A 21,853-nucleotide genomic window follows, 5' to 3' on the forward strand; every position below is an offset into this window, starting at 1 on the left:
GGCCCCGGTCAGGCGGGAGAGGTACGGCACAGCAGGATGCAGACGTCGTCGTCGCGTTCGCAGTCGTGCACCAGGGGCTTGAGCAGCGACTCGGCGCACCCGTCCAGGTCCGCCAGCGCGGAGTCGTCCAGTGCGGCCAGGGTCCGGCCGAGCAGTCCGATGCCCGGGTCGATGCCCCGGCCCCGCCGCTCCACCAGGCCGTCGGTGTACAGGACGAGCGTCGAGCCGGGCGGCAGCCGCGCCGTGTGGTCCTCGTACTCGAACGGTATGGGCACTCCCAGCATGACGCCGGGTCTGGCGTCCAGCACGCGCACGGCGCCGCCGGGGGCGCGCACCAGGGCCGGCGGGTGTCCCGCGGCGGCCCACACGACGTGGGGATCGCCGGGCCGGAACCGGGCGACCACTGCGGTCGCGTACAGGTTCGGCTGCTGGTGGCACAGCATGCGGTGCAGGCGGGTGAGGATGCGGGCGGGGCTGTCGTCCTCGAGGGCGTAGGCCCGCAGGGCGGTGCGGAGCTGGCCCATGATGACGGCGGCGCGCAGTCCGTGTCCGGTGACGTCCCCGACCACGGCCAGCAGGCTGCCGTCGGGATGCGGGAAGGCGTCGTACCAGTCGCCGCCGATGTTGAGTCCCCGGGTGGCGGGGAGGTAGCGGGCCGCCAGCCGCAGCCCCTCGGTGGCGGGCAGTTCGGTGAGCTGGGCGCGTTGCAGGGCCTCGGCGGTGTCCCGGTGCTGTTCGTAACGGCGGGCGTTGTCCAGGGCTATGGCGGTGCGGCGGGCCAGTTCGACCAGCATCAGGGTGGTGTGCGCGTCGAAGCGGTCGCCGGGCGCGGTGAGGGTGAGCACGCCCGAGGTGTGGCGCACGGTGAGGGGGATGCTCAGCAGCGGCCGGTCCGGGGACAGCGCGGAGGGCGGCAGGTCGTCGACGCCGGGGAGGGCGCCGGGGTGCGGTCCGGCGTGCTGGGGACGGTCGTGCCGGGCGGCCGCGACCGCCGCCGCGGAGTGCGCCTCGCTCCGGCCCGCCGGCTGGTCGAAGAGCCACACGTCGACGCGGCTCGCGTACTCGGGGACGAGCAGCTCGGGCAGGCACCGCAGTATGTCCTCCGGGTCCAGGGAGGCGGTCACGGCCGCGCTGGCGTCGGCGAGGAAGGTGAACAGCCGCCGTGCCTTCTCCGCCTCGCCGCGGGCGGCCCGTTCCGCGTCGAGCAGCGCCCGCTGGGTTCGCGCGGCGGCGTCCAGTTCGGCGTGCAGGGCCAGCACGCCCTGGTTGGTCTGGTGCAGTTCCTCGCGGTGCAGGCGGAGCTGGCGCTCCGTCTCGTCCAGCCGGCGCAGCGCCTCCGCGGTCCGCGCGTCCGCCGCCAGGACGGCTTCCGCGTGCCTGCTGTCGTCCGTTTCGGCCGGCCGGGCGTCCTGCGCGGTCACGGGCGCCCGGCCGGGCGGTCGCAGGCCAGGACGGCCACGCAGGTGTCCTCGCGCACGGGGCCGGCGGCGCTGCGCACCGGGACGGTCCGGATGCGTGTCATCCTGCCCCCGGCCGGGCGGCGGGCACGCCGGCGACCCAGGCGACGAGGGTGACGACGGTGCCCTTGCCGGGGGCGGTCTCGATGGTGAACTCGTCCACCAGCCGCCTGGCTCCGCCGAGGCCGAGCCCGAGGCCGCCGCCGGTGGTGTAGCCGTCGGTGGTCGCCAGTTCGACGTCGTGGATACCGGGGCCGGAGTCGCTGAAGGACAGCCGCAGGCCACGCGCCGAGGCGTGGGTCACCGGGGTGAGCGTCGCCTCGCCGCCGCCGCCGTGGATCAGGGTGTTGCGGGCCAGCTCGCTGGCCGCGGTGACGAGTTTGGTCTGCTGCACGAGCCCGAACCCGAGTTCGGCCGCGACCCGCCGCACCTGCTGCCGGACCCACGCGAGGTCCGCGTCCGAGCCGATCGGCAGGCTCGTGGCGGGGGCGGGGCCGGTGGCGGTGGCGGGGTCGGGGGCCGGTGTCACGTGCACCCCGCTCCCCCGCCCGGGACGGCCGCGCGGGCGTCCTGCCGGAGCGGCTCGAAGGCGCGCTCGACGTCGAGGGCGGTCACCACGCCGGGCAGGGCCAGGCCCAGCTCGACCAGCGTCATCGCCACGGCGGGACCCATCCCGCACAGCACGGTGCGGGCGGCCGGCAGCCGGGTGTGGGCGGCGATCTCGGCGATGACCCGGCCGAGGAACGAGTCGACGACGTCGACGCCGGAGACGTCGACGACCACACCGGTCGCCGCGCTGCGGGCGACGCGGTGGGCGATGTCCTGCTGGAGCTGCTCGGCCATGCCGTCGTGCAGCTCCCCCTGGAGGGAGACCAGCAGGGTGTCCCCCAGCGCCAGTACCGGCACCGCGGCCGGGCTGCCCGCGAGGGGGGTGGGTGCGGTCATCGCTGGTTCACACCGGCCGCATGGCGGGAGACCTCGATGCCCTGCCGGTCGAGTGCGTAGGCGAGGGCGTCGGCCAGCGAGCTGCGGGTGACGACCGCTCCCAGGTCGATGCCGAGCTGCACGATGGTCTGGGCGATGGCCGGCCGGATGCCGGAGACGACGCACTCGGCGCCCATCAGGCGGGCCGCGGCGACCGTCTTCATCAGGTGCTGGGCGACGAGCGAGTCGACCGTGGGCACGCCGGTGATGTCGAGGATGGCGTACCGGGCCCGCCGCTCCACGACGGCCTCGAGCAGCGACTCCATGACCACCTGACTGCGGGCGCTGTCCAGGGTGCCGATCAGGGGCACCGCGACGACGCCGTCCCACAGGCTGATCACGGGCGTGGCCACTTCGAGCAGTTGCTGCCGCTGCCGCGCGATGAGCTCCTCGCCCGCGCTGATGGTCGTCTCCATGATCACCAGGCGCAGGGTGCCCGTCAGGACGGTGAGGGCCAGCAGGACGTCCGGGGCCCCGGGGCCCGCCGGGTCCTGGGCCTCGCCCCGCAGCACCGCGGCGGCCGCCGCGCCCAGACCGGCCGCCTCGTTCGCTGTCCGGGCGGGGCTGTGGCCGCTGCGGGCGCGCGCGGCGGCCATGCGCCCGAGCTGCTCGCGGACCGAGCCGAAGCCGGGGGCCGCGACGTCCTCCAGCCGGCCGGCCGAGGCCACGTCCGCCAGGGCGTCCACCAGGGTCCTGCAGGCCTCCACGGCCTCGTCGCGGGAGACCGTGAAGACCGTCCGGAAGAGCGGCTCGTCCGCCCACCGCTGCGCGATCTGCTCGCGCCGGCGCTCCAGGAAGGCTCCCAGTCGCCGTGCCGCCGAACCGGCCGCCGACTGCTCCGGCACCCGCATCGTCCTCCTTCGGAACAGGCGGTCGCGCCGGGACCGGCACAACTCGCCAATTATTGCCTCATGACAAGCATCAACGCCGCACATGCCGCGGAAACGACACAGCATCGACACATCCCCGGCACGCGTTCCCTCCGTGCGCGGGACCCGGGCGCGCGGCACGCGGCGCGCGCCCGCGTCGGCTCAGCGCCCACGCCAGTCCAGGCAGACGACCAGGGCGTCGTCGTCGGGGGTGGGCTGACCCCGGTGGCCGGTCAGCTCCCGCAGGATGGCACGCGGCACCTCGGCGGCCGGCAGCAGCCGGGTGGACATGACCGCCCGGGCGAGCGCGGCGTCGCCGTACGCCTCTCCCTTCGGCGAGGCGACCGCGTAGACGCCGTCGCTGACGAAGACCAGCCGGTCGCCCGGCTCCACCTGGAACTCCTGCGTCACGTAGTCGGTCTCCTCGAACATGCCGAGCGGGAGCTGCGCCTCGAAGGTGACGCGCTCGACCACGCCGTCGCGCAGCCGCAGCAGTTGCGGGGAGCCGGCGTCCACCACCTTCGCCCGGCCGGTGGCGAGCTCGAAGTCGAACATCAGCACCGAGAGGTAGCAGCGCCCCTGGTAGTGGGCGTACACCGCCTGGTCGGCCAGCGCGGCCTGGTCGGCCAGGGCGATGCCGGCCCGCCGGGCGTTGCGCAGGGCGTTGATGGCGAGGTTCGTCAGCAGGGAGGCCTCTATGCCCTCCCCCATGCCGTTGGTGACGTACAGCATGAGGCGGTCCGCCGTGGCGGACCAGTCGAAGTTGTCCCCGTAGATGGCGTAGGCCGGCTCCAGTTGCGCGCCGAGTTCGAACTCGCGCCGGGCGCAGGAGCGGCCGGGCAGGAGCTGCCACTGCATCTCGGCGGCCAGGGTCAGCCGGTCCTTGCGCCTCGCCTGCAGGTACACGTCCGTGTCGCGTTCGGCCACGACCACCTCGTGCCCGAGCACCTCGGCGATGTCCGCGAGTTCGCCCAGCACGCCGGGCACGGCGTCCCCGTCCGGCAGCGCGACCGACAGCACGCCCAGCCGGTCGCCGCGCACGGTGACCGGCAGGTGCACGCGCGCGGCACCGCCCGGGGCGCTCTCCACGAACGGCTCCTGGGCGCCGAAGGCACGGCCGACGGTGCTGCCGTGCAACGACACCGGCTCCGCGGTGTACGGCAGCTCCGACACGGGCTGCAGGACGGTCAGACCGTAGTCCGCCAGGAACAGCTCGACGGACTCCGCCGCGTACTCCTCGGCCAGCACCCGGCGCACGGCGTCCAGCAACTCGTCCGGGGCCGCCGTGCGCAGAGCACGCTCGGCGGTCACAAATCTGTTCACGATCTTAGATACACCCATCCTTAGGCGGACACACACGGATCCCGCCAGGGCCGGCCCGCGCCGGCCGTCCGAAACCATCTGTTGCCAATTCGGGCACCTAGTACGCTGGCCACCGTCCCAGGTGCCTGCGAGAGTGTGACGGTGACTGTCTTCCGCCCCCGCCCAGAGCCTGTCGAGGTCGCCCACGTGACCTTGACGGCCGTGGAGTTGCTGGAAGTCCTGTGGGGGCGGGCCTCGACCGCGCCGGCCTCGCCGTCCCAGATGCGCGTGCTGCTGATGCTCGAGCACCAGGACGGCATCAACCTGCGCACCCTCGCCGATTCTCTCGCCTCCACGCCTCCGTCCACCAGCCGGCTCTGCGACCGGCTGGTGGCCGCCGGCTTCGTCGAGCGCGCGGTCAGTCCCGCCGACCGGCGCGAGGTGCGGCTGCATCTCAGCAACCGCGGCCGCGCCTTTCTCGACGATCTCCGCGCCCGCCGGGAGAAGGAGCTGCAGGCGGTGCTGGAGCGGATGCCCGCCGCCAAGCGGACCGCCCTCCTGGAAGGACTGGAGGCGTTCTGCGACGCCGCGGCGTCGCAGATACACCACGACGCCCCACGCGCCGGAGACCGGACGGCCTGAACCCGGCACCGGCCCGCCGGTCGCTCCGGCACGACGGGGCTCGGGCGGCCGGCACACGGAGTGTTCTCCGCCCACCGGAACATGACTGAATCCCTCCCCGTGCGGTGCGACTGGGCTACTTTCTTGCCTCACGGCCATAGTTGTCAAACGGCAACTGTTGGGGAGTGCGGAGCCGCTGCCCCAGGACGGGGTGCGTGGGCGTTCGGAGCGCGGTGACGCGGGGCGTGGGCGTTCGGAGCGCGGTGACGGGACCCGCCGGCCGGGCGGTCGGCGGGTGCGGGACGTCAGACGGTGCTGAGCATGCCTTCGCGCAGCCGGCCCAGGAGCCGGGAGATCAGCCGGGAGACGTGCATCTGGGAGACACCGAGACGCTCGCCGATCTGGGCCTGGGTGAGTTCCTCGACGAAGCGCCAGTGGATGATCTTGCGGTCGCGTTCGTCGAGCTCGGCGATGAGCGGGGCGAGGGAGTGGAAGTCCTCGATCAGACCGAGGGCGGCGTCCTCGTCGCCGATGAAGTCCGCGAGCGCGCCCTCACCGTCCTCGCTGCCGCTGATGGTCGCGTCCAGGGAGGCCGAGGTGTAGCCGTTGGAGGCGAGCTGCGCCTCGACGACCTCGCTCTCCGGCAGGCTCATCAGCTCGGACAGCTCCTTGGTCGTCGGCGTCCGGCCCAGGCGGCTGCGCAGTTCCTCGTTGGCGCGGGCGAGCTGGACACGGGCCTCCTGGAGCCGGCGCGGGACGTGCACGGCCCAGGAGGTGTCGCGGAAGAACCGCTTGATCTCGCCCACGATGTAGGGGACGGCGAAGGAGGTGAACTCGACCTCGCGGGACAGCTCGAACCGGTCGATGGCCTTGATCAGGCCGATCATGCCGACCTGGACGATGTCCTCCATCTCCTCCTGCCCGCGGCTGCGGAACCGGCCGGCCGCGTAGCGGACGAGGGACATGTTCATCTCTATCAGCGTGTTGCGCGCGTACTGGTACTCGGGTGTCCCCTCCGCCAGCACCGTCAGCTGGTCGAAGAACAGCTTCGACAACTCACGCGCGTCCTTCGGTGCGACCTTGGAAGGGTCCGCGATCTCCGGAACGTCCACCGCCTGTCCAGTGGTCCGCACGGCCGTCGTCACCATCCTGCGCCCCTCCCTGTAGATCATGCTCGCGCCGAGGCCCGATGCCCCGGCAAGCAGGCGCATACCCCGGCGATCGTCGGGCATTCCTCGAACTTTCCTCAATTCTCGTCCCGGCCTCCACCATTCTCACACCTCCCTTCACGCGGGCCACACACGCCGCTCAGTCGGCGCCGCCCCGGGCGCCCGTCACCGCGCGGCACCGGGCCGGCCGCGCGGCGGCTCCCCCCGCAGGGGCTCGTCCTGACGGCCCCCGGAAGAGCGCTCGTCGAGGACGGCGGCGAAGGCGGCGGCGACGCGGGCGACGGCACGGTCGTCGTCGTGGGCCAGCTCGCGCAGGACGTCCTGCGCTGCGGTCCCCGGCACCTCGACCAGCGCCTGGGTCAGGCGCAGCCGCGCCGCGGATTCCGCGCCGGGCGCGGCGAGCTCACCGGCCAGCGCGGTCAGGACCCGGGCTCCGCACCCGGGGTCCCGGGACAGCGTTCCCAGCACCTCCGCCGCTTCGACGTCGTGGACGCCCGCCACCACCATGCCGACGAGCACCGGCACGGCCGCGGTCACCCCGCGCCTGCCCAGCGCCAGGGCGGCGTGCCCGCGCACCGCCGGGTCCGGGTCCCCGAGCGCTTCCGCGAGCACCGCGGCCGCCCCGGGGGCCCCGGGCATCCCGGCGATCGCCAGCACCGCGCGCCGCCGGATGGCGGCGTCCTCGGAGTGCGCGCCGGCGGCCAGCGCCGCCATGCCGTCGCCGCCCGACCGGGCGAGCGCCCAGCGCAGCGCGCCCGCGACATGGGGATCGGACTCGGCGAGCGCCGCCCGGGCCAGCAGCCCGGCGGGAACCGGCGTGTCTTCCGGCGGGGCCAGGACGGCCTGCTGCCGGCGCGCGGCACTGGCGGAGCCGAGCCCCTGCATGAGTTCGACGATGCGCAGGACGTCCTGCCAGCCGGTGGGCTCCGACGCGTCGACGGCGCGGAGCCGCTCCAGCAGCTCCCGTTCCCGCTCCAGCCGGTCCTCCGTCCACCGGATGAGGTCGCCGACCAGGGCGGAGGGTGTGAACGCCGGGTCCTCGAGGGCGCGCCCGACCTGCTTGAGCGAGAGCCCGAGGGACCGCAGGCTCTCCACGTGGAAGATCCTGCGGACGTCCTCGGCCGAGTACTCCCGGTAGCCGCCGACGGTGCGTCCGGTGGGCCGCACCAGCCCGAGGGCGTCGTAGTGCCGGAGCATGCGGGTGCTCACCCCGGAGCGCCGGGCGACCTCACCGATCAGCATTGCGCGATCTCCGCGCCGCCGTCGCGGGCCTCCGTGGCGGCGGCTCGTCCGGGGCCCAGTGCGACGGCCCGCTTCGCCTCTTCGACGGCCGCGTCGAAACCCGTCTCCGGGTCCCGCCGGAGCAGTTCGGTGGCGCGGGCGTGCGCAGCGACCTCCGGGTCGGGGTGCGCGGCGGCCTTCTCCAGGGCGGGCGCGGTCACCTCTCCCAGGTCGACGAGGGCCCGGCTCAGGCTCCGCCGCACCTCGCGGCCCCCGCGGCCGAGCAGCGTCACCAGTTCCTCGGCCAGGCCCTCGCGCTCCTCCTCGGGCACCAGGAGGACCGCGGCGCGCCACGCGGTCCGCGCGACCTCGTCGTCGGCGTCGCGCAGCATGTCACGCGTGATCCAGGCCCATGCCCTCCTGTCGCGCGTCTTGGACAGCGTGTGCAGCGCCTGGGCACGGGCCTGGGCGCTGCCGGAGCCGAGTTCCCGGCGGATCCGGGGCAGGGTGACCTCCACCGGAAGGCGGGTCAGCGCCCAGGACAGCATGTCCCGCACGAAGAAGTCGGGCTCCACGGCACACCGCTCGACGAGCGTCTCCAGCAGGGCGCCGTCCGGGTGCGTGCCGGCCGCCAGGGCCGCCTGCAGCCGGACCGACGCGTCCTCGGCGCTCAGCGCGCCGGCCACCCGGGCGCTTCTCGGAATTCCGTCGGTCGCGTTGATCGGGACCACCTCCTGGGCCAAGGGGACACCTTGTCACCGTGGGAAGGTCAAGCCGGCCGGACGGACCGGGAGCCGAGCGGGGCCGGGGGGCGCGGCCGGTCCCACGACCGCGGGCCGGGCGCCCGCGCGGCCGGTGCCGACGGTGCGACACCGCGCCGGCCGGACACCGCGTGGTGTCGCGGTGTCCGGCCGGCGCGGCTGTGCCGACGACGAAACCGTGCCGCCGCCGACACCCGATCAGGCGGCGGCCGGGTCGCCAGGGTCAGTCGGTGGCCGGCTCGGCGGCGCACTCCTCGTCGGTGACCGCGGTCAGCCGGTGGACGACGTCGTGGCCGGCGTCCGCCTCGTTCACGGCCAGGTGGACCGTCAGCCGGTGCGGCGCGGCGCCGCGCCAGTGCTCCTCGTCCGCCTCGAACAGGACGCGGTCGCCGGGCCGGATGACCTCGACCGGCCGCCCCGGCGCCGGGCACAGGCCGACGCCCTCGCGCGGGTCCGCGGGCGCCTTCGCGGGCATTCCCGCGGGCGGTGCGGGTTTTCCGGAAAGCGAGGAAGCGGTCAGGGCTCGAGGAGGGCCTTGATCGCGCGGCGCTCGTCCATGGCCCGGTAGCCCTCGGCGACCTGTTCCAGGGGCAGGGTGAGGTCGAAGACCCTGCCCGGGTCGATCCGACCGGACAGCACGCTGCCGATCAGGTCGGGCAGGTAGCGGCGCACGGGGGCGGGGCCGCCGCGCAGCCCGACATGGGAGAAGAACAGCTCCTGGCCGTCGACGGCCACCTCGTGCGGAACGCCGACGAAGCCGACGCTGCCGCCGGGACGCGCGGAGCGCAGGGCCTGCTGCATGGCCTGGGCGGTGCCGACGCACTCCAGGACCGAGTCGGCGCCGATGCCGCCGGTCATCTCCTTGATCCGGGCGACGCCCTCGTCGCCGCGCTCGGTGACGATGTCGGTGGCGCCGAACTCCCGGGCGAGCTTCTGGCGGGACTCGTGGCGGCTCATGGCGATGATCCGCTCGGCGCCCATCTCCTTCGCCGCGATCACCGCGCACAGGCCGACCGCGCCGTCGCCGACGACCACCGCGGTGGAGCCGGGCCTCACCTCGGCGGCCTCGGCGGCCCACCAGCCGGTGCCCATCACGTCGGAGACGGCCAGCAGACCGGGCCAGAACTCCTCGCCCGGCACCTCGTCGGTGGCGACCAGGGTGCCCTGGGCGTTGGGGATGCGCACGTACTCGGCCTGGCAGGTGCTCATGAACTCGCGGTTCAGGCAGCTGGACTGGAAGCCGTTGCGGCAGTTGGCGCAGGTGTTGTCCGAGGTCGCGAACGAGCCGACGACGAACTGGCCGGGCCGCACCGAGGTGACCCCGCTGCCCACCTCCTCGACGAAGCCGACGTACTCGTGACCCATCGGGTGGGCCTCGTCGGTGGCGTCCAGGCCGCGCCAGGGCCACAGGTCGGAGCCGCACACACAGGTGACGGCCGTGCGGATGACCGCATCCGTCGGCTGCAGGATCTTCGGGTCGTCCAGGGTCTCGAAGCGCACATCGCCGGGGGCGTGAATCACTGCTCCGCGCATGGGGGGAAGTCCTTACTGACGTTCGTCGGAGGGGCGGGGCCGGGGGGCGGCCCGTGGATGCCCGTCGGGGCGGCGGTGCCGCTCGGGCATCGCCTCTTCTCCAGGTAACCCCTCGATCCGGCGGCGGGCGAGTCACCGGTGAGAGGTGTACCGGCAGTACATCCCTCCCAGTACATCGCTCCCACCCCGTGCGGGCCCTACGGGCGCAGGCACGGACGACATGCCGGTGGCCACGGTCGGCCCCCTCACCCTCGCCCACGAGTCCCTGGACCTGGCGGCCGAACCCGCACCCCACATGACCGTCTGCACCGCCGCGGGCTGCGCGGCGAGCGGAACCCGCCACCGCTGCCGCAGGGCGGCGGCCGGCCCGGTCTCGGCGCGGCCGACCGCCGGCGGGGTGCAGCGGCCGGTTCAGCGTTGCAGGGTGAGGAGGCCCGGCCGCCACGGCAGCTGGTCGTAGGGACCGCTCGCGGAGGGGGACTTGCCCTGGTAGAGGAACTGCAGGTTGCAGGGGTCGACGGTCATGGTCTGGTCGGGGTTGCTGCGGACGAGGTCACCGTGGCTGATGTCGTTGGTCCAGGTGGCACCGCTGTTGGCCTTGCCCGCGAAGGGGTTGCTCTCGGTGGCGGCCTGCGGGGTCCAGGAGCCGCTCAGACTGGAGGCCGTGAAGGAGCGGAAGTAGCGCCCGTTCGCGCCCATCGCCTCGACGATCATGAGGTACTGGTTCTGGCCCTGGACCTTGTAGACCTGTACCGCCTCGAACAGATTGTTCGTCGAATCGCTCATGACCGTGGTGTACGAGGAGCCGAAGCTGCCCGGGAAGTTCCCGATCGGCATGCTCGCCCGGTAGATCTTGCCGTTGTCGCCGGCGAAGAACAGGTACATGTTCTGGCCGTCACCGATCAGGGTCTGGTCGATCGGGCCGGTGCCGGAGCCGGAGATGCCGCCGGTGAACAGCGGCTGCGGCGAGGACCAGCCGTTGGGGTCGGTGGGGTCGCTCGACGTGCGGTAGACGAAGGGCCAGGCACCCCACTGGTAGGCCAGCACCCAGATGTTCTTGGGCGCGAAGTGGAACAGCGTGGGCGCCACCGCGGCCTGGCTCATGCCGGTCTGGCCGGCCGACGCCATGTCCGACCAGTTCGTGAAGGGACCGAACATCATCGAGCCGTACGACGACCCCGAGACGTTCGACGCGTAGACCAGGTGCTTGCCGTTGTACACGACGTCGGTGAAGTCCTTCAGTGAGGCCCACCCGTTCGCCGGCTGCGCCAGCACACCCGTCGAGGCCCACCGGTACGTCGACGGAAGGGAACACGTGCCGCCCGGCGGGGTCGGGGTCCCGGACAGGCCGGTCCACTTCTGGTTGCCGCCGCCGTCGCACGTCCAGATCCGCACCGCTGTGCCGTTGGCCGTGCCGGAGCCCGTGGCCTCCAGGCACAGCCCTGACTCCACGCCGACGATCGTGCCGTCGGAGTTCACCCGCCACTGCTGGTTCGCCCCGCCGGAACACGCCCAGATCTGCACCCGGGTACCGGCCGTGGTGGCGTGGCCCGGAACATCCAGGCACTTGCTGCCGAACACGGTGAGCTGACCGCTGTCCGTCGACGTCCACTGCTGGTTGGTCCCGCCCCAGCAGTCATAGATCTGTAGATACGTGCCGTCGGTCTGGCTGGCGCCCGGCACGTCGAGGCACCGGCCGGAGCCGACACCGCGCAGGGCGCCGCTGGAAGCCGCCTGAGCCGGGGCGGCGACGAGCATCGCCGCCAGCGCGGCCAGTGCCGCGACCACGGCTGCGAGCGCCGCAGACGGATGCCTGCGGCTGAGATGTCCTCTGCGCATGGATACACGTCCTCAACCTCGAGTAGCGGTTCCGGTCGGCCTCGTCGGAGACCGGCCGGACTTAATGGCAGGGTCATGACATTAGAAGCGTGATGTTCGTGATGTCGAACAAGGGTCGAGAAGTCGAGCAACCCGAATGATAGGGAACCGGTGAACGGCGTCAATACGTCTCGCATGTATCGCCGATGACTTCGAAACATTCGCACTGCCATACTCCACACAAGCGCACATCGCGCCACCGTGCGGCTGGCTCATAAGTGACCTCCAGAATTTCCCGCCCACCACCGGCTGCGATATCGGGGAATACCGTCCGCTTATCGGTGCCTCGAAACTTTCGAATGCCGATCGGAAATTTCTTCGCCGCAATGTATTGACGATGCACGGTCACCACCTCAATCATCCGTGTCTGAGAAACCGGCTCTGCCCGACGGATCCGCGCACCACGTCACCTGCGCCACCCCGTTTCGTTCCGGTGCGGCCCGCGCCGGTCGGGATCCTCCTGTCCGGTGATGTCGAACGCACGACGCCGATCCCCTGCGCTCCAGTCCATCCGTGATGTCAACTTGGGAGGCACAGTCATGGGCTCGTACGCCCTTCCAGAACCCGCTATCCGCCGGAAGATCCGCGGCCTGCTACTGGCGCTGATCGTCGGCGTCCTCTGCATGGTCACCGCACTGGTCTCGCCGCCGACCGCACATGCCGCCGAGAGCACGCTCGGCGCCGCGGCGGCACAGGGCGGCCGCTACTTCGGCACCGCCGTCGCCTCGGGCAAGCTGGGCGACTCGGCGTACACGTCGATCGCGAGCCGTGAGTTCAACATGGTGACGGCCGAGAACGAGATGAAGATCGACGCCACCGAGCCGCAGCGGGGCCAGTTCAACTTCACCGCCGGCGACCGCGTCTACAACTGGGCGGTGCAGAACGGCAAGAAGGTGCGCGGCCACACCCTGGCCTGGCACTCCCAGCAGCCCGGCTGGATGCAGAGCCTCAGCGGCAGCGCACTGCGCCAGGCGATGATCGACCACATCAACGGCGTGATGGGCCACTACAAGGGCAAGATCGCCCAGTGGGACGTCGTCAACGAGGCCTTCGCCGACGGCGGTTCGGGGGCCCGGCGGGACTCCAACCTGCAGCGCACGGGCAACGACTGGATCGAGGTCGCCTTCCGCACCGCGCGCGCCGCCGACCCGGCGGCCAAGCTCTGCTACAACGACTACAACATCGAGGACTGGACCTGGGCCAAGACCCAGGCCGTGTACGCCATGGTCCGGGACTTCAAGCAGCGCGGTGTGCCGATCGACTGCGTCGGGTTCCAGTCGCACTTCAACAGCGGCAGCCCGTACAACAGCAACTTCCGCACCACCCTCCAGAGTTTCGCCGCCCTCGGGGTCGACGTGGCCATCACCGAACTCGACATCCAGGGCGCCTCGGCCTCGACCTACGCCAACGTGACCAACGACTGCCTGGCCGTCTCGCGCTGCCTCGGCATCACCGTCTGGGGTGTGCGCGACACCGACTCATGGCGATCGGGAGACACACCGCTGCTGTTCAACGGCGACGGCAGCAAGAAGCCTGCCTACACCGCCGTCCTGAACGCACTCAACGGCGGCTCCACCACCACCCCTCCCCCCACCGGAGGCGGACAGATCAAGGGCGTCGGCTCGGGACGCTGCCTGGACGTGCCCAACGCCTCCACCACCGACGGCACCCAGGTCCAGCTGTATGACTGCAACGGCGCCACCAACCAGCAGTGGACGCTCAGCGACGCCGGTGAACTCAAGGTCTACGGCAACAAGTGCCTGGACGCCGGCGGCACGGGCAACGGCACCAAGGTGCAGATCTACAGCTGCTGGGGCGGCGACAACCAGAAATGGCGCCTCAACTCCGACGGTTCCATCGTCGGCGTCCAGTCCGGGCTCTGCCTCGACGCCGTCGGAGCCGGCACCGCCAACGGCACGCTGATCCAGCTCTACTCCTGCTCGAACGGCAGTAACCAGCGCTGGACCCGCACCTGACGGAACCGCCGAGCCAACCGTCCCACCGGCCGCTGCCGGCACCCGGCCCGGGTGCCGGCAGCGGCTGAGTCGCCTTCGTGCTCTCAGGTCACCGATCCCCGTAGTCCTCCACCATGGTGCCGATGAGCGACAGCAGGGCGTCGGCGCGGTGCCGGTCCTCGCGCTGGGCTCGCAGGGCCTCGTCGACGGCCCGCAGGCGGGCCAGGGCGGCCGGGTCCCGGTCCTGCACCCCGTGGAGCAGCAGCTGAGTGACCAGGTCCAGGCACTCGGAGAACAGCGACCGGATGGCAGGGGACGGCGGGGCAGGGTCGGGAGCGGCGAATCCGGTGGTCAGGTGCCGGACGGGGTCGGTGAGGCTCCAGCCGACGACGGTTCCGTCCTGGACGAGGAGCGCCACGTCCGGAGCGATGCCGATGCGGGCCTCCAGCGGCTCGTCGAGGACACCGACGTCACGCAGGCAGGTCAGTTCGGTGTCTCCGGGCGCGCGGCAGAGTTCCGTGGCCACCTCCAGCCGGAAGTCCCGGGCCTCCTCCGCGCGAAGGCCGCCCGGGCGGACGGCGGGCGTGACCGGGACGCGGGCCGAGTCCTCGGCAGCAGCGCATTCATGGGGCAGCCGGAAGCCGGCGCCGGCCAATTCCCGGCCGGCCCGGTCGAACCGGAGTTCGTCGGGAGCGTCCCACAGCCACTCCTGGCTGCCGAAGGTCTCCCCGAGGAACCTCTGCCACGCCTCCACGTCGGCGTACTCCGCGATGCGCACACATTGCCCCGGGAAGTCGAAGCGCGGGGTGGAACGCAGCGGAGCGTCCGTCACCGTCGCGGTCCAGTCGCCGTCGAGAGTGAGTCTCACGTCACCGCTTCCCGTAGTCCTCCACCATGGTGCCGATGAGCGACAGCAGGGCGTCGGCGCGGTGCCGGTCCTCGCGCTGGGCTCGCAGGGCCTCGTCGACGGCCCGCAGGCGGGCCACGGCGGCCGGCTCGCCGTCCACCAGGTCGTCGACCACCGGCGAGGTCAGCAGGTCCAGGCACTCCGTCAGCAGCCGACGGGTCGCAGGCGACGGCGGGTTCGGGTCGGGGTCGGCGTACGCGGTGGTCAGATACCGTGCGGGGTCGGTGAGGCTCCAGCCGACGACGGCGGAGTCCTGGACCAGGAGCGCCACGTCGGGAGCGATGCCGACACAGGCCTCCACGGGCTCGTCGAGGACGTCGAGGTCGCGCAGGCAGGCCAGCACGGTGTCCCCGGGAGCACGGCACAGCACCGAGCACATCTCCTGCCGGAAGTCCCGGACCTCGTCCGCCCGGAGCCCGCCCAGGCGCACCGGCGGCAGGACCGGAACACCGACGGACGTCTCGCCGGAGGCGTACGGCACCCGGAACTCGGCCCCGACCAGCTCCCGGCTGACCGGGTCGAATCGCAGCACGTCAGGTGCGTCCCACAACCAGTCCTGGCTGCCGAAGGTGTTCGCGAGGAACCGCTCACGCTCCTTCACGTCCGCGTACCGCACGACGTCCACGGAGTCGCCCGTGAAGCGGGGGGTGATGCGCAGCGGGTCGTCCGTGACCGTCGCGCGCCAGCCGCCGTCGAAAGACAGTTTCATGCTCATGCGTGCCTCACCTGATCTGCTTCGCCGGTGCGAGGTAGCCGTCCTCGGTGGGAATCCTGCCCTGCACGATGTCCTCGTGGGTCACCGGGGCGCCGGGGTCGGTCGGACTGCCGCCGAGCGCCTTGACGCCGGACTCGCCCTTGATGCCCGACTCTCCGTAGGCCGTGATGACCTGGCCCTGCTTGGCACCGGGCCCGTAGACCACGGCGATGTCGTTGCCCTTGCGGTAGATGAAGTTCCCTGCCTGGCCCGACGACTGGTACACGGCATCGGGCTCCTTCAGGATGTTCAGGACCTGTTCGTCGGTGAAGCCGTGGCGTGTGTCCCCGTGGTACTTGGCGTGCTTGTTGATCTCACCGTTCCGTGCCCTGTCGGCGACGTCGTCAAGGATCTTGTCGATCCGCTTCTGCGCCTTCTCCTCCTTCGTGTACTTGGGCATCAGCCCCAGCGGGTCGCACCCCGTGTACGGGTTGTCCACGTAACCGAGAGGGTTGGGCGCGGGGGCGAGGCCCAGCGGGTCCGGGGAGGTGTAGCGGCCGGTCTCGGGGTCGTAGTGGCGGAAGAGGTTGTAGTGGAGGCCGGTCTCGGGGTCGTAGTACTGGCCGGGGAAACGCAGCGGGGTGTATGCGTCGCTGTCCCTGGCCCAGGCGGTGGCGCCCCAGAGGGTCCTGCGGCTGCGCCAGGCGATGGCGCCCGTCTCGTCGACGAGCTCGGTGGGGGTGCCGATCAGGTCGGTGGCGATGGCGAAGAACCGCCGGTCGATCTCCTGCTGCCGGCTGTCGGCCGTCAGGATGCGCTCGGTCTGGGCGAGGGGGACGACGTCCCGGTGGTCCCAGCTGAGGGCGACCGTGTGCGGGAGGTCCGGGCGGTGGCTGGTCTGCTCGCAGAGGATGAGTCCGTCCCAGGTGAAGCGGACCTCCTCGGCCACGCTCTCGCCGTCGGCCGCGAGGCGCTGCTTCGCCGTGCGGCGGCCCAGCGGGTCGTAGCGGTAGCGCCACCGGGTGCCGTCCGGGGTGGTGACGGAGGTGAGGCGGTTCTCCGTGTCCCACGCGTAGCGCCAGGTGTCGGGCCTGCGGGACAGACGGGTCTTCTGGCGCAGGGTGACGCGGCCGAGGGCGTCGTGCTCGAAGCGGACGCCTCCGGCCCGGGTGACACGGGTGCCGTCGTACGAGCGGGGGCCGGCCGCCTCGCTGCCGGGGTGGCGGCCCGGCCAGGAGGCGGACGTCTGGTTGCCGGCCTCGTCGTACGCGTACCGCTCCGTCCAGCCCGGGGCGTGGACGGCGGTGACCCGGCCCAGCGGGTCCAGGTCGAACGTGCGGGTCCCGAAGAGCCGGTCCGTGACGGAGAGCAGGTGACCGTCGGCGCGGTAGGCGTAGGCGCGGCTGTCGACGGCACGGGCACCTGCGGTGATGTGCCGCGCGGCGAGCCGGCCTGCCTCGTCCCAGGCCGACGTCACGGTGAGCGCGTCACCGAAGGCGCGGGCCAGTTCACGGCCGGCGGCGTCATGGGTGAAGTCGACCGGGTGGCCGCCGGTGGTCAGCCGCGCGGGGAGCCCGTCGGAGTCGTAGGCGTAGGTGGTGACGTGGCCGGTGGGGGTGGTCCGGCGGACGCGCCGGCCCAGGTCGTCGTAGGAGTAGAGCATCGGGCGGCCGTCCACCAGTTCCGCTTTGACACGCCCGTTGCGGTCGTACTGGTAGCGCAGTTCGCCGTCCGGTCCGACGGCCTCCAGGAGGCGGCCGGCCCGGTCGTACGCGTACCTCGTCACCCGTCCGTCGACGGTCTTGGCGAGCACCTGGCCGAGCGGGTCGCGCTCGAAGGAGACGGTGCCGCCGAGGGCGTCGGTCCGGGCGGTGAGGCGGCCGGCGGCGTCCACGCGGTAGGTCAGGCTGCGTCCGTCGAAGTCGGTCTCGGAGACGGTGTTGCCGACCGCGTCGTACTCGTACGTCCAGCTCAGGCCCTGCGGGCCGGTGACCCGGGTGAGGCGCAGGTCGGCGTCGTGCTCGAACTCGTACCGGGCGCCGTCGGCACGGGTCGTGGCGAGCGGGAGGTCGAAGTGGGTGTACTCGTAGCGCGTGACGGCTCCGGTGGCGTCGGTGTGAGCCGTGAGGTTGCCCTCGCCGTCGTAGGTCCACGACTCGCTCGCGCCGTCCGGGCCGGTGCGGCGGGCGAGCAGGCCGTCCGCGTTCCACTCCAGGCGGGTGACGCCGCCCATCTGGTCCGTCACCCGGACCGGGCGGCCGAGTCCGTCCCGCTCGGTGCGGGTGGTGGCGCCGGACGGGTCGGTCACCGCCGCGGTCCGCCCCGCCGCGTCGCAGATCACGTGGGTGGTGTTGCCGAGGGCGTCGGTGACCGAGGTGGGGCGGCCCGCGTCGTCGTAGGTGATGCGAGTGGTGCGGCCGGCCGGGTCGGTGTACGCCGTACGGTTGCCGCGCTCGTCGTAGGTGTACGCGGTGCGGGCGCCGTCCGGCCCGACGACCTCCGTCGGCAGGCCGAACGGGCCGCGTACGAAGCGCAGTTCGGAGCCGTCCGGGCGGACGGCCGAGATCAGCCGGCCGTCGGCGTCGTAGCCGAAGGCGTGCGTGGCACCGAGCGGGTCGGTGCGTGACAGCAGGTTGCCGTGCGCGTCGTGGCGGAAGCGGGTGGTGTGGCCGAGCGCGTCCGTGGTGGCCAGGATCCGGCATCCCGGGCCGATCAGGTGCCGGGTTGTCCGGCCGTCGGCGGTGGTGAGCGTGGTGGTGCGGTGGCCGGTCGCGGGGTCGGGTCCGGTGTACGTCAGGGTGATCTGGACGTGGCCGGCCTCGCCGCCCTCGGCGACGACCCGGTCGCGGTCGTCGTAGGCGTAGTCGTAGCGGCGGTCGTTGGAGTCGGTCCAGGCTGTGACGCGGTGGCGTTCGTCGTAGTCGAAGGTGGTCACGGCTCCGGACGGGCGGGTGACGGTGGTGAGGTCGCCGTTCTCGTAGCCGTAGCCCATCAGCGGCAGGTCCGCGCCGTTCTCCCCGGCGCCCGCGAGGAAGAGCGCGGTCACCCGGCCGTCGGCGGTGGCCAGTGACAGCCGGTGGCCCGCGGAGTGGACGAGGGCCAGGGGCAGTCCGTCGTCCGCCCGGTCGACGGTGACGGTGTGGCCGCCCCGTTCGCCGATGCCGGACAGCCATGCGGTGCCGTCACCTCCCGGTTCGGCGCCCGCCGGGGCCGTGAAGCGGCGGACCACCCCCGAGTCGGGGTCGGTCAGCGTGTAGTCGCCGTCGGCGTCGCGGGCGAGCAGGGTGCGGCGGCCGGAGTCCGGCCGGGTGGGGTCGCCGGGGACCGGGTGCGGGTAGGTGACCAGGAGCCCGTCGGCGGTGACGTGGACGACTCCGACGGCGTCGATCTCCAGCCGCTCGTCCACCGTGGACGTCCACGACGGCCCGAGGAAGCGGCCGGCCGTCAGGCCGGACTCGGTGCGCCGGGTGAAAACCAGCGGCAGGATCCCGGGGATCTCCACATCGGTCTGCGGCAGGAACATCCGGCCCGTGGCGAGGTCTACCGGGTCGGAGCCGTCGATGAGGCGTTCCCCGTCCGGGCGCCCGTGGGTGCCCTCCGGGACGTCGTCGACCAGCCTGCGCACCTTGGCGGCCTCGGAGGCGTCCTCGGCGATGCGCACGCCCTTCACCGCGGCGCCGCCGCCGTCGGTGGCCACGGTCAGCACGATGTCGGGGATCAGCCGGCCGAACCCCTCGGCCGGGTCCTTCATGAAGTCCTTGACCATCTGGGTGCCGGTGCCGACGGGGTCGTTGGCGGCCACGACGAGGCCGGCGGCCAGGCTGTTGAGGGACGTGGCGTACTCGGCCGGGTGGGTGAGGTTGTACGGGTCCATGGGGTCGACGCTGCGGACGAAGTTCACGATCCCGGCGGTGCCCTTGATCAGACCCCCGGCCACGTGGTCCTGCATGATCTGCAGTTCGCCGAGGCCGTCGCGCAACTGCTCGGCGTAGGACGGCTTCTTCGGGGCCATGTCGCGGGCGGCGCGCACCGCGGAGCGCGCGGTCTCCGCGGCCGAGTTCCGCTGTGTGCGGGCGTCGGCCAGGATGTCCTGGGCGTCCTGCATCAGCTTCCTGCCGGGGTCCTCGAACGTCTCGGCGGGGCGCGGCGGGAGCGAGGACGGGTCCCGCTCGTCGGCGGGCTGGGCGTTGTAGCGGTCGACCGCCTTGTTGTAGGCGTCGACCTTCGCGCGGTGGGCGTCGGCGGCGTCCTCGGAGGCCTTGACGCCCGCCTTCCACTTGTCGATCGCCGTCTGCGCCTGGCCCTGGGCCCAGGTGACCGTGTCGGCGAACGACTCCAGCGCGCTGATCGCCTTGACGCAGGCCTCACCCGCCGTGTACCACCGGTGCGGCTGCTTGCCGACGGCGGTGCGCAGCGCGTCCGCCGCCTCGCCCTTGAACCGCGAGGTGTCGAGGCCCCTGAGACCGTCGCCGGTCTCGTTGAAGGACGACTCGAAGGCGCGGAGCTTCGCCGCGACGGCGTTGATCTTGCTGGGACTGCCGTAGATCAGCTTGGTCTTGTCCTCGGTCTGCCCGAGGTCCATCTCGTCGACCTCGGCGCCCAGCCGGTTGGCGACCGAACGGGACTGCTCGCGCACCCAGTCGGCGCCGGACTCCCAGCCGACGTCCTGCAGCCGGTCGGCGGTCCAGTTGCCCGCGTCCTCGACCCGGTCGCCCACCCACTCGACGCCGTGCTCGATCTTGTCCTCGACCGAGTCGGGCGTGATGTCACTGATGAAGTCGCCGATACCCACCGTCAGTTCCCCCCGGACCCGTCCTGCTGTTGCTGCTGCGCGCGCTCCTCGGGCGACGGTCCGAAGGTGTCGTCCAGCGCCTGGTTCCACTGGTCGTCGGATATGCCGAACGCCTTGTTGAGCAGCTCCGACTGCCGCCCGCCCTGGCCCTCGGTGAGCACGGTCCGGCCGGTGTCCTTCCAGGTCTGCGCCATGTCGTCACCGGCCTTGTCGAACGACTCGGCGCTCCAGTCGGGATGCACGTAGTCCGGAGTGAGGATGTCGCCCCAGCCCTGCTTGGCGATCTCCTCCTCACTGGCGTGCGGGTTGCCGCCGAACAGGGAGTTGGCGCCCACCTTCAGCGAGCCCGCGACGTACTGGTCCTCCTCCCAGAGGGTGCCGGCCGCCAGGCCGAGCCGGTTCGCGATCTCGCCGGCGTCCCGGACCAGGGCGCGCACGCCCCACTCCCAGGACTCGCAGAAGTCCTCGAAGTCGGCCGAGAGGCCGTGGTGCCCGGCCTCCATCCCCGTCATCGCCAGCTCCGAGAAGCCCTTCCCCATGACGGAACCGGTGGCGTCGCCGAGGTCGCCGAGCTGGTCGATGGTCGTCCCCAGGCCCTGCGTGAACCTGGCGACGGACTCCTTGTCCAGGTGGAGGTCGTTGCCGTCGTCGCTCATGACCGCCCCTCCCCCGTGCGGCCGGTGCCGACGGCGACCGCGTCCGGGACGATGCCGGCGACCGGCGGGAAGAACATCGCCCCGTCCTCGGTGGCGATGTCGACGGCGAGACCGGCGGGCTCGCCCAGCGCCGGCACGATCTCGTCGACGATGCGCGCGCCCAGCAGGGCCGCGTGGTCCACCGGCTGCTCACCGGGCCCGTGACGGCGGGCGAAGCGGGCCAGAGCGGTCTCGTCGGTGAACCCGCAGACCCACCGCACCCCGCCCGCCCGCACCGACCACAACCCGCCGCCGGCCACCGGCACCAGCAGGACCGAGCGGCGCATCTCCCCGACCAGGGCCCGGGGGTCGCCGTCCGCCCGTCTCCGCTCGGCGATGCGCTCGGCGAGCGCCGTCCTCGGCTGCTCCACGCTTCCTCCCCTGTCATGGACGACTCATGGCACCGTAGGGAAGGACACGCGCGAGCGGCCAGATGGTTCTCGGGAGTTCTGTGAAACAGCGGGGCACACGGCGACGGAGCGCGTGCGGCGTCGCGCGGCGCTTCTCAGTGGTCCCCCAGGGCGCCCTCGCCGAACGCCTGCGCGCGGGCGGCGCCGGCATCCCCGCCTTCTACACGCCCGCCGGAGTCGGCACCCAGGTGGCTAAGGACGGCCTGCCTGGCGGTACGCGCCGGACGGCTCGGTCGCACTCGCCTCGCCGTCCGCAAGGCCGCCGCCGACTTCAACCCCCTGGCCGCCATGGCGGGCAAGGTGACCATCGCCGAGGTGGAGGAACTGGTCGAGCCGGGTGAACTCGCCCACGGCTCCGTCCGCATGCCCGGCATCTACGTCCGGCAGGTCGCGGTGCTCAGTGCCGACGAAGCCGCGGACAAGCACAGCGTGATGCGTCATCGGAAAGATGTCGTCCTGGACGCAGGTAGGAAAGCAGCAGGTCATAGACGCTTTTGGGTCCCGGATGAGGGCCGTGTAGCCCCAGCCCGTCGGCCTCTGTCATCGACATACAGACCGTGAAGGCTTCCACCGGCCTCCCCACCCGGAGCCAGGAAAGCGCCGCG

Annotated in this window: 18 protein-coding genes and 2 pseudogenes; 3 read left to right on the forward strand and 17 right to left on the reverse strand. The window is 72.4% G+C overall.

Annotated features, from left to right (window positions below; translation table 11 throughout):
- Positions 1-8: 8 nt before the first annotated feature.
- The 5 genes and pseudogenes from ACFQ9Z_RS08205 to ACFQ9Z_RS08225 all read right to left on the reverse strand — a co-directional run.
- Positions 9-1,409, reverse strand: a pseudogene (locus ACFQ9Z_RS08205) (PP2C family protein-serine/threonine phosphatase); the annotation flags it as partial.
- Positions 1,410-1,518: 109 nt separating this feature from the next.
- The gene (locus ACFQ9Z_RS08210; RefSeq protein WP_383012695.1) at positions 1,519-1,986 is read right to left on the reverse strand and encodes an ATP-binding protein; all 468 of its coding nucleotides are present in this window, start codon (positions 1,984-1,986) and stop codon (positions 1,519-1,521) included.
- Entirely contained in the window at positions 1,983-2,402 is a 420-nt protein-coding gene (locus ACFQ9Z_RS08215) for an STAS domain-containing protein (protein ID WP_383012698.1), read from the reverse strand. The genes ACFQ9Z_RS08210 and ACFQ9Z_RS08215 overlap by 4 nt, the downstream gene beginning before the upstream one ends.
- Positions 2,399-3,292: an STAS domain-containing protein gene (locus ACFQ9Z_RS08220; RefSeq protein ID WP_383012701.1), complete on the reverse strand. Its 894-nt coding sequence runs from the start codon at positions 3,290-3,292 to the stop codon at positions 2,399-2,401. Before ACFQ9Z_RS08220 ends, ACFQ9Z_RS08215 begins: the two co-directional genes overlap by 4 nt.
- Before the next feature lie 180 nt (positions 3,293-3,472).
- Positions 3,473-4,651: a PP2C family protein-serine/threonine phosphatase gene (locus tag ACFQ9Z_RS08225; RefSeq protein WP_383012704.1), complete on the reverse strand. Its 1,179-nt coding sequence runs from the start codon at positions 4,649-4,651 to the stop codon at positions 3,473-3,475.
- A 168-nt stretch (positions 4,652-4,819) separates the two neighbouring features.
- On the opposite strand from ACFQ9Z_RS08225, the gene ACFQ9Z_RS08230 reads away from it, so the two are divergent.
- Positions 4,820-5,254 carry a MarR family winged helix-turn-helix transcriptional regulator gene (locus ACFQ9Z_RS08230; protein ID WP_143636629.1) on the forward strand — a complete coding sequence of 145 codons (435 nt, stop codon included), beginning with the start codon at positions 4,820-4,822 and terminating at the stop codon, positions 5,252-5,254.
- A gap of 284 nt (positions 5,255-5,538) precedes the next feature.
- On the opposite strand, the gene ACFQ9Z_RS08235 is transcribed toward ACFQ9Z_RS08230, so the two are convergent.
- From ACFQ9Z_RS08235 to ACFQ9Z_RS08265, 7 genes are all read right to left on the reverse strand, one after another.
- Positions 5,539-6,381: an RNA polymerase sigma factor SigF gene (locus ACFQ9Z_RS08235; RefSeq protein WP_383012708.1), complete on the reverse strand. Its 843-nt coding sequence runs from the start codon at positions 6,379-6,381 to the stop codon at positions 5,539-5,541.
- Positions 6,382-6,567: 186 nt separating this feature from the next.
- Positions 6,568-7,644 (reverse strand): MerR family transcriptional regulator, encoded by a 1,077-nt coding sequence (locus ACFQ9Z_RS08240; protein ID WP_383012711.1) that lies wholly within the window; start codon positions 7,642-7,644, stop codon positions 6,568-6,570.
- A complete protein-coding gene (locus ACFQ9Z_RS08245) occupies positions 7,638-8,366 on the reverse strand; it encodes a HEAT repeat domain-containing protein (protein WP_383012714.1) in 729 nt (242 codons plus the stop codon). Before ACFQ9Z_RS08245 ends, ACFQ9Z_RS08240 begins: the two co-directional genes overlap by 7 nt.
- A 241-nt stretch (positions 8,367-8,607) precedes the next feature.
- Positions 8,608-8,859, reverse strand: coding sequence for a hypothetical protein (locus ACFQ9Z_RS08250; RefSeq protein ID WP_383012717.1), 252 nt, complete (start codon positions 8,857-8,859; stop codon positions 8,608-8,610).
- Positions 8,860-8,900: 41 nt separating this feature from the next.
- Complete coding sequence (locus tag ACFQ9Z_RS08255) at positions 8,901-9,917, reverse strand: zinc-dependent alcohol dehydrogenase family protein (RefSeq protein WP_383012720.1); 1,017 nt, start codon at positions 9,915-9,917, stop codon at positions 8,901-8,903.
- A gap of 411 nt (positions 9,918-10,328) precedes the next feature.
- Positions 10,329-11,756 carry a non-reducing end alpha-L-arabinofuranosidase family hydrolase gene (locus ACFQ9Z_RS08260; RefSeq protein ID WP_383012723.1) on the reverse strand — a complete coding sequence of 476 codons (1,428 nt, stop codon included), beginning with the start codon at positions 11,754-11,756 and terminating at the stop codon, positions 10,329-10,331.
- A gap of 160 nt (positions 11,757-11,916) precedes the next feature.
- Positions 11,917-12,156 carry a hypothetical protein gene (locus tag ACFQ9Z_RS08265; RefSeq protein WP_383012726.1) on the reverse strand — a complete coding sequence of 80 codons (240 nt, stop codon included), beginning with the start codon at positions 12,154-12,156 and terminating at the stop codon, positions 11,917-11,919.
- A 178-nt stretch (positions 12,157-12,334) separates the two neighbouring features.
- Between ACFQ9Z_RS08265 and ACFQ9Z_RS08270 the strand changes: the two genes are divergently transcribed.
- Positions 12,335-13,771 (forward strand): endo-1,4-beta-xylanase, encoded by a 1,437-nt coding sequence (locus ACFQ9Z_RS08270; RefSeq protein WP_383012729.1) that lies wholly within the window; start codon positions 12,335-12,337, stop codon positions 13,769-13,771.
- Positions 13,772-13,859: 88 nt separating this feature from the next.
- Here the strand turns inward: ACFQ9Z_RS08270 and ACFQ9Z_RS08275 are convergent, their stop codons facing one another.
- Genes ACFQ9Z_RS08275 through ACFQ9Z_RS08295 form a run of 5 tightly spaced genes read right to left on the reverse strand, consistent with a single transcriptional unit; the run spans position 13,860 to position 21,209 of the window.
- Positions 13,860-14,618, reverse strand: a complete 759-nt coding sequence (locus ACFQ9Z_RS08275) for a hypothetical protein (RefSeq protein WP_383012732.1) — start codon at positions 14,616-14,618, stop codon at positions 13,860-13,862.
- 1 nt (position 14,619) lies between these two features.
- Positions 14,620-15,372: a hypothetical protein gene (locus tag ACFQ9Z_RS08280; RefSeq protein WP_383012734.1), complete on the reverse strand. Its 753-nt coding sequence runs from the start codon at positions 15,370-15,372 to the stop codon at positions 14,620-14,622.
- Positions 15,373-15,379: 7 nt separating this feature from the next.
- A complete protein-coding gene (locus tag ACFQ9Z_RS08285; protein ID WP_383012737.1) occupies positions 15,380-20,143 on the reverse strand; it encodes a putative T7SS-secreted protein in 4,764 nt (1,587 codons plus the stop codon).
- Between the two features lie 2 nt (positions 20,144-20,145).
- Complete coding sequence (locus ACFQ9Z_RS08290) at positions 20,146-20,799, reverse strand: hypothetical protein (RefSeq protein WP_383012740.1); 654 nt, start codon at positions 20,797-20,799, stop codon at positions 20,146-20,148.
- Positions 20,796-21,209 (reverse strand): hypothetical protein, encoded by a 414-nt coding sequence (locus ACFQ9Z_RS08295; RefSeq protein ID WP_383012743.1) that lies wholly within the window; start codon positions 21,207-21,209, stop codon positions 20,796-20,798. The genes ACFQ9Z_RS08290 and ACFQ9Z_RS08295 overlap by 4 nt, the downstream gene beginning before the upstream one ends.
- 137 nt (positions 21,210-21,346) lie before the next feature.
- Between ACFQ9Z_RS08295 and ACFQ9Z_RS08300 the strand changes: the two are divergent.
- Positions 21,347-21,809, forward strand: a pseudogene (locus tag ACFQ9Z_RS08300) (CoA-transferase); the annotation flags it as partial.
- Positions 21,810-21,853 lie beyond the last annotated feature (44 nt).

The organism is Streptomyces sp. NPDC056580, assembly GCF_042793175.1.
Taxonomy (GTDB): Bacteria; Actinomycetota; Actinomycetes; order Streptomycetales; family Streptomycetaceae; genus Streptomyces.

Excerpts from the sequence above, each read along its gene's own strand:
- ACFQ9Z_RS08215 (WP_383012698.1), bottom strand. The coding sequence starts at position 2,402 with ATGACCGCACCCACCCCCCTCGCGGGCAGCCCGGCCGCGGTGCCGGTA.
- ACFQ9Z_RS08220 (WP_383012701.1), bottom strand. The coding sequence starts at position 3,292 with ATGCGGGTGCCGGAGCAGTCGGCGGCCGGTTCGGCGGCACGGCGACTG.
- ACFQ9Z_RS08225 (WP_383012704.1), bottom strand. The coding sequence starts at position 4,651 with ATGGGTGTATCTAAGATCGTGAACAGATTTGTGACCGCCGAGCGTGCT.
- ACFQ9Z_RS08235 (WP_383012708.1), bottom strand. The coding sequence starts at position 6,381 with ATGGTGACGACGGCCGTGCGGACCACTGGACAGGCGGTGGACGTTCCG.
- ACFQ9Z_RS08240 (WP_383012711.1), bottom strand. The coding sequence starts at position 7,644 with ATGCTGATCGGTGAGGTCGCCCGGCGCTCCGGGGTGAGCACCCGCATG.
- ACFQ9Z_RS08250 (WP_383012717.1), bottom strand. The coding sequence starts at position 8,859 with ATGCCCGCGAAGGCGCCCGCGGACCCGCGCGAGGGCGTCGGCCTGTGC.
- ACFQ9Z_RS08255 (WP_383012720.1), bottom strand. The coding sequence starts at position 9,917 with ATGCGCGGAGCAGTGATTCACGCCCCCGGCGATGTGCGCTTCGAGACC.
- ACFQ9Z_RS08260 (WP_383012723.1), bottom strand. The coding sequence starts at position 11,756 with ATGCGCAGAGGACATCTCAGCCGCAGGCATCCGTCTGCGGCGCTCGCA.
- ACFQ9Z_RS08265 (WP_383012726.1), bottom strand. The coding sequence starts at position 12,156 with ATGATTGAGGTGGTGACCGTGCATCGTCAATACATTGCGGCGAAGAAA.
- ACFQ9Z_RS08270 (WP_383012729.1), top strand. The coding sequence starts at position 12,335 with ATGGGCTCGTACGCCCTTCCAGAACCCGCTATCCGCCGGAAGATCCGC.
- ACFQ9Z_RS08280 (WP_383012734.1), bottom strand. The coding sequence starts at position 15,372 with ATGAGCATGAAACTGTCTTTCGACGGCGGCTGGCGCGCGACGGTCACG.
- ACFQ9Z_RS08290 (WP_383012740.1), bottom strand. The coding sequence starts at position 20,799 with ATGAGCGACGACGGCAACGACCTCCACCTGGACAAGGAGTCCGTCGCC.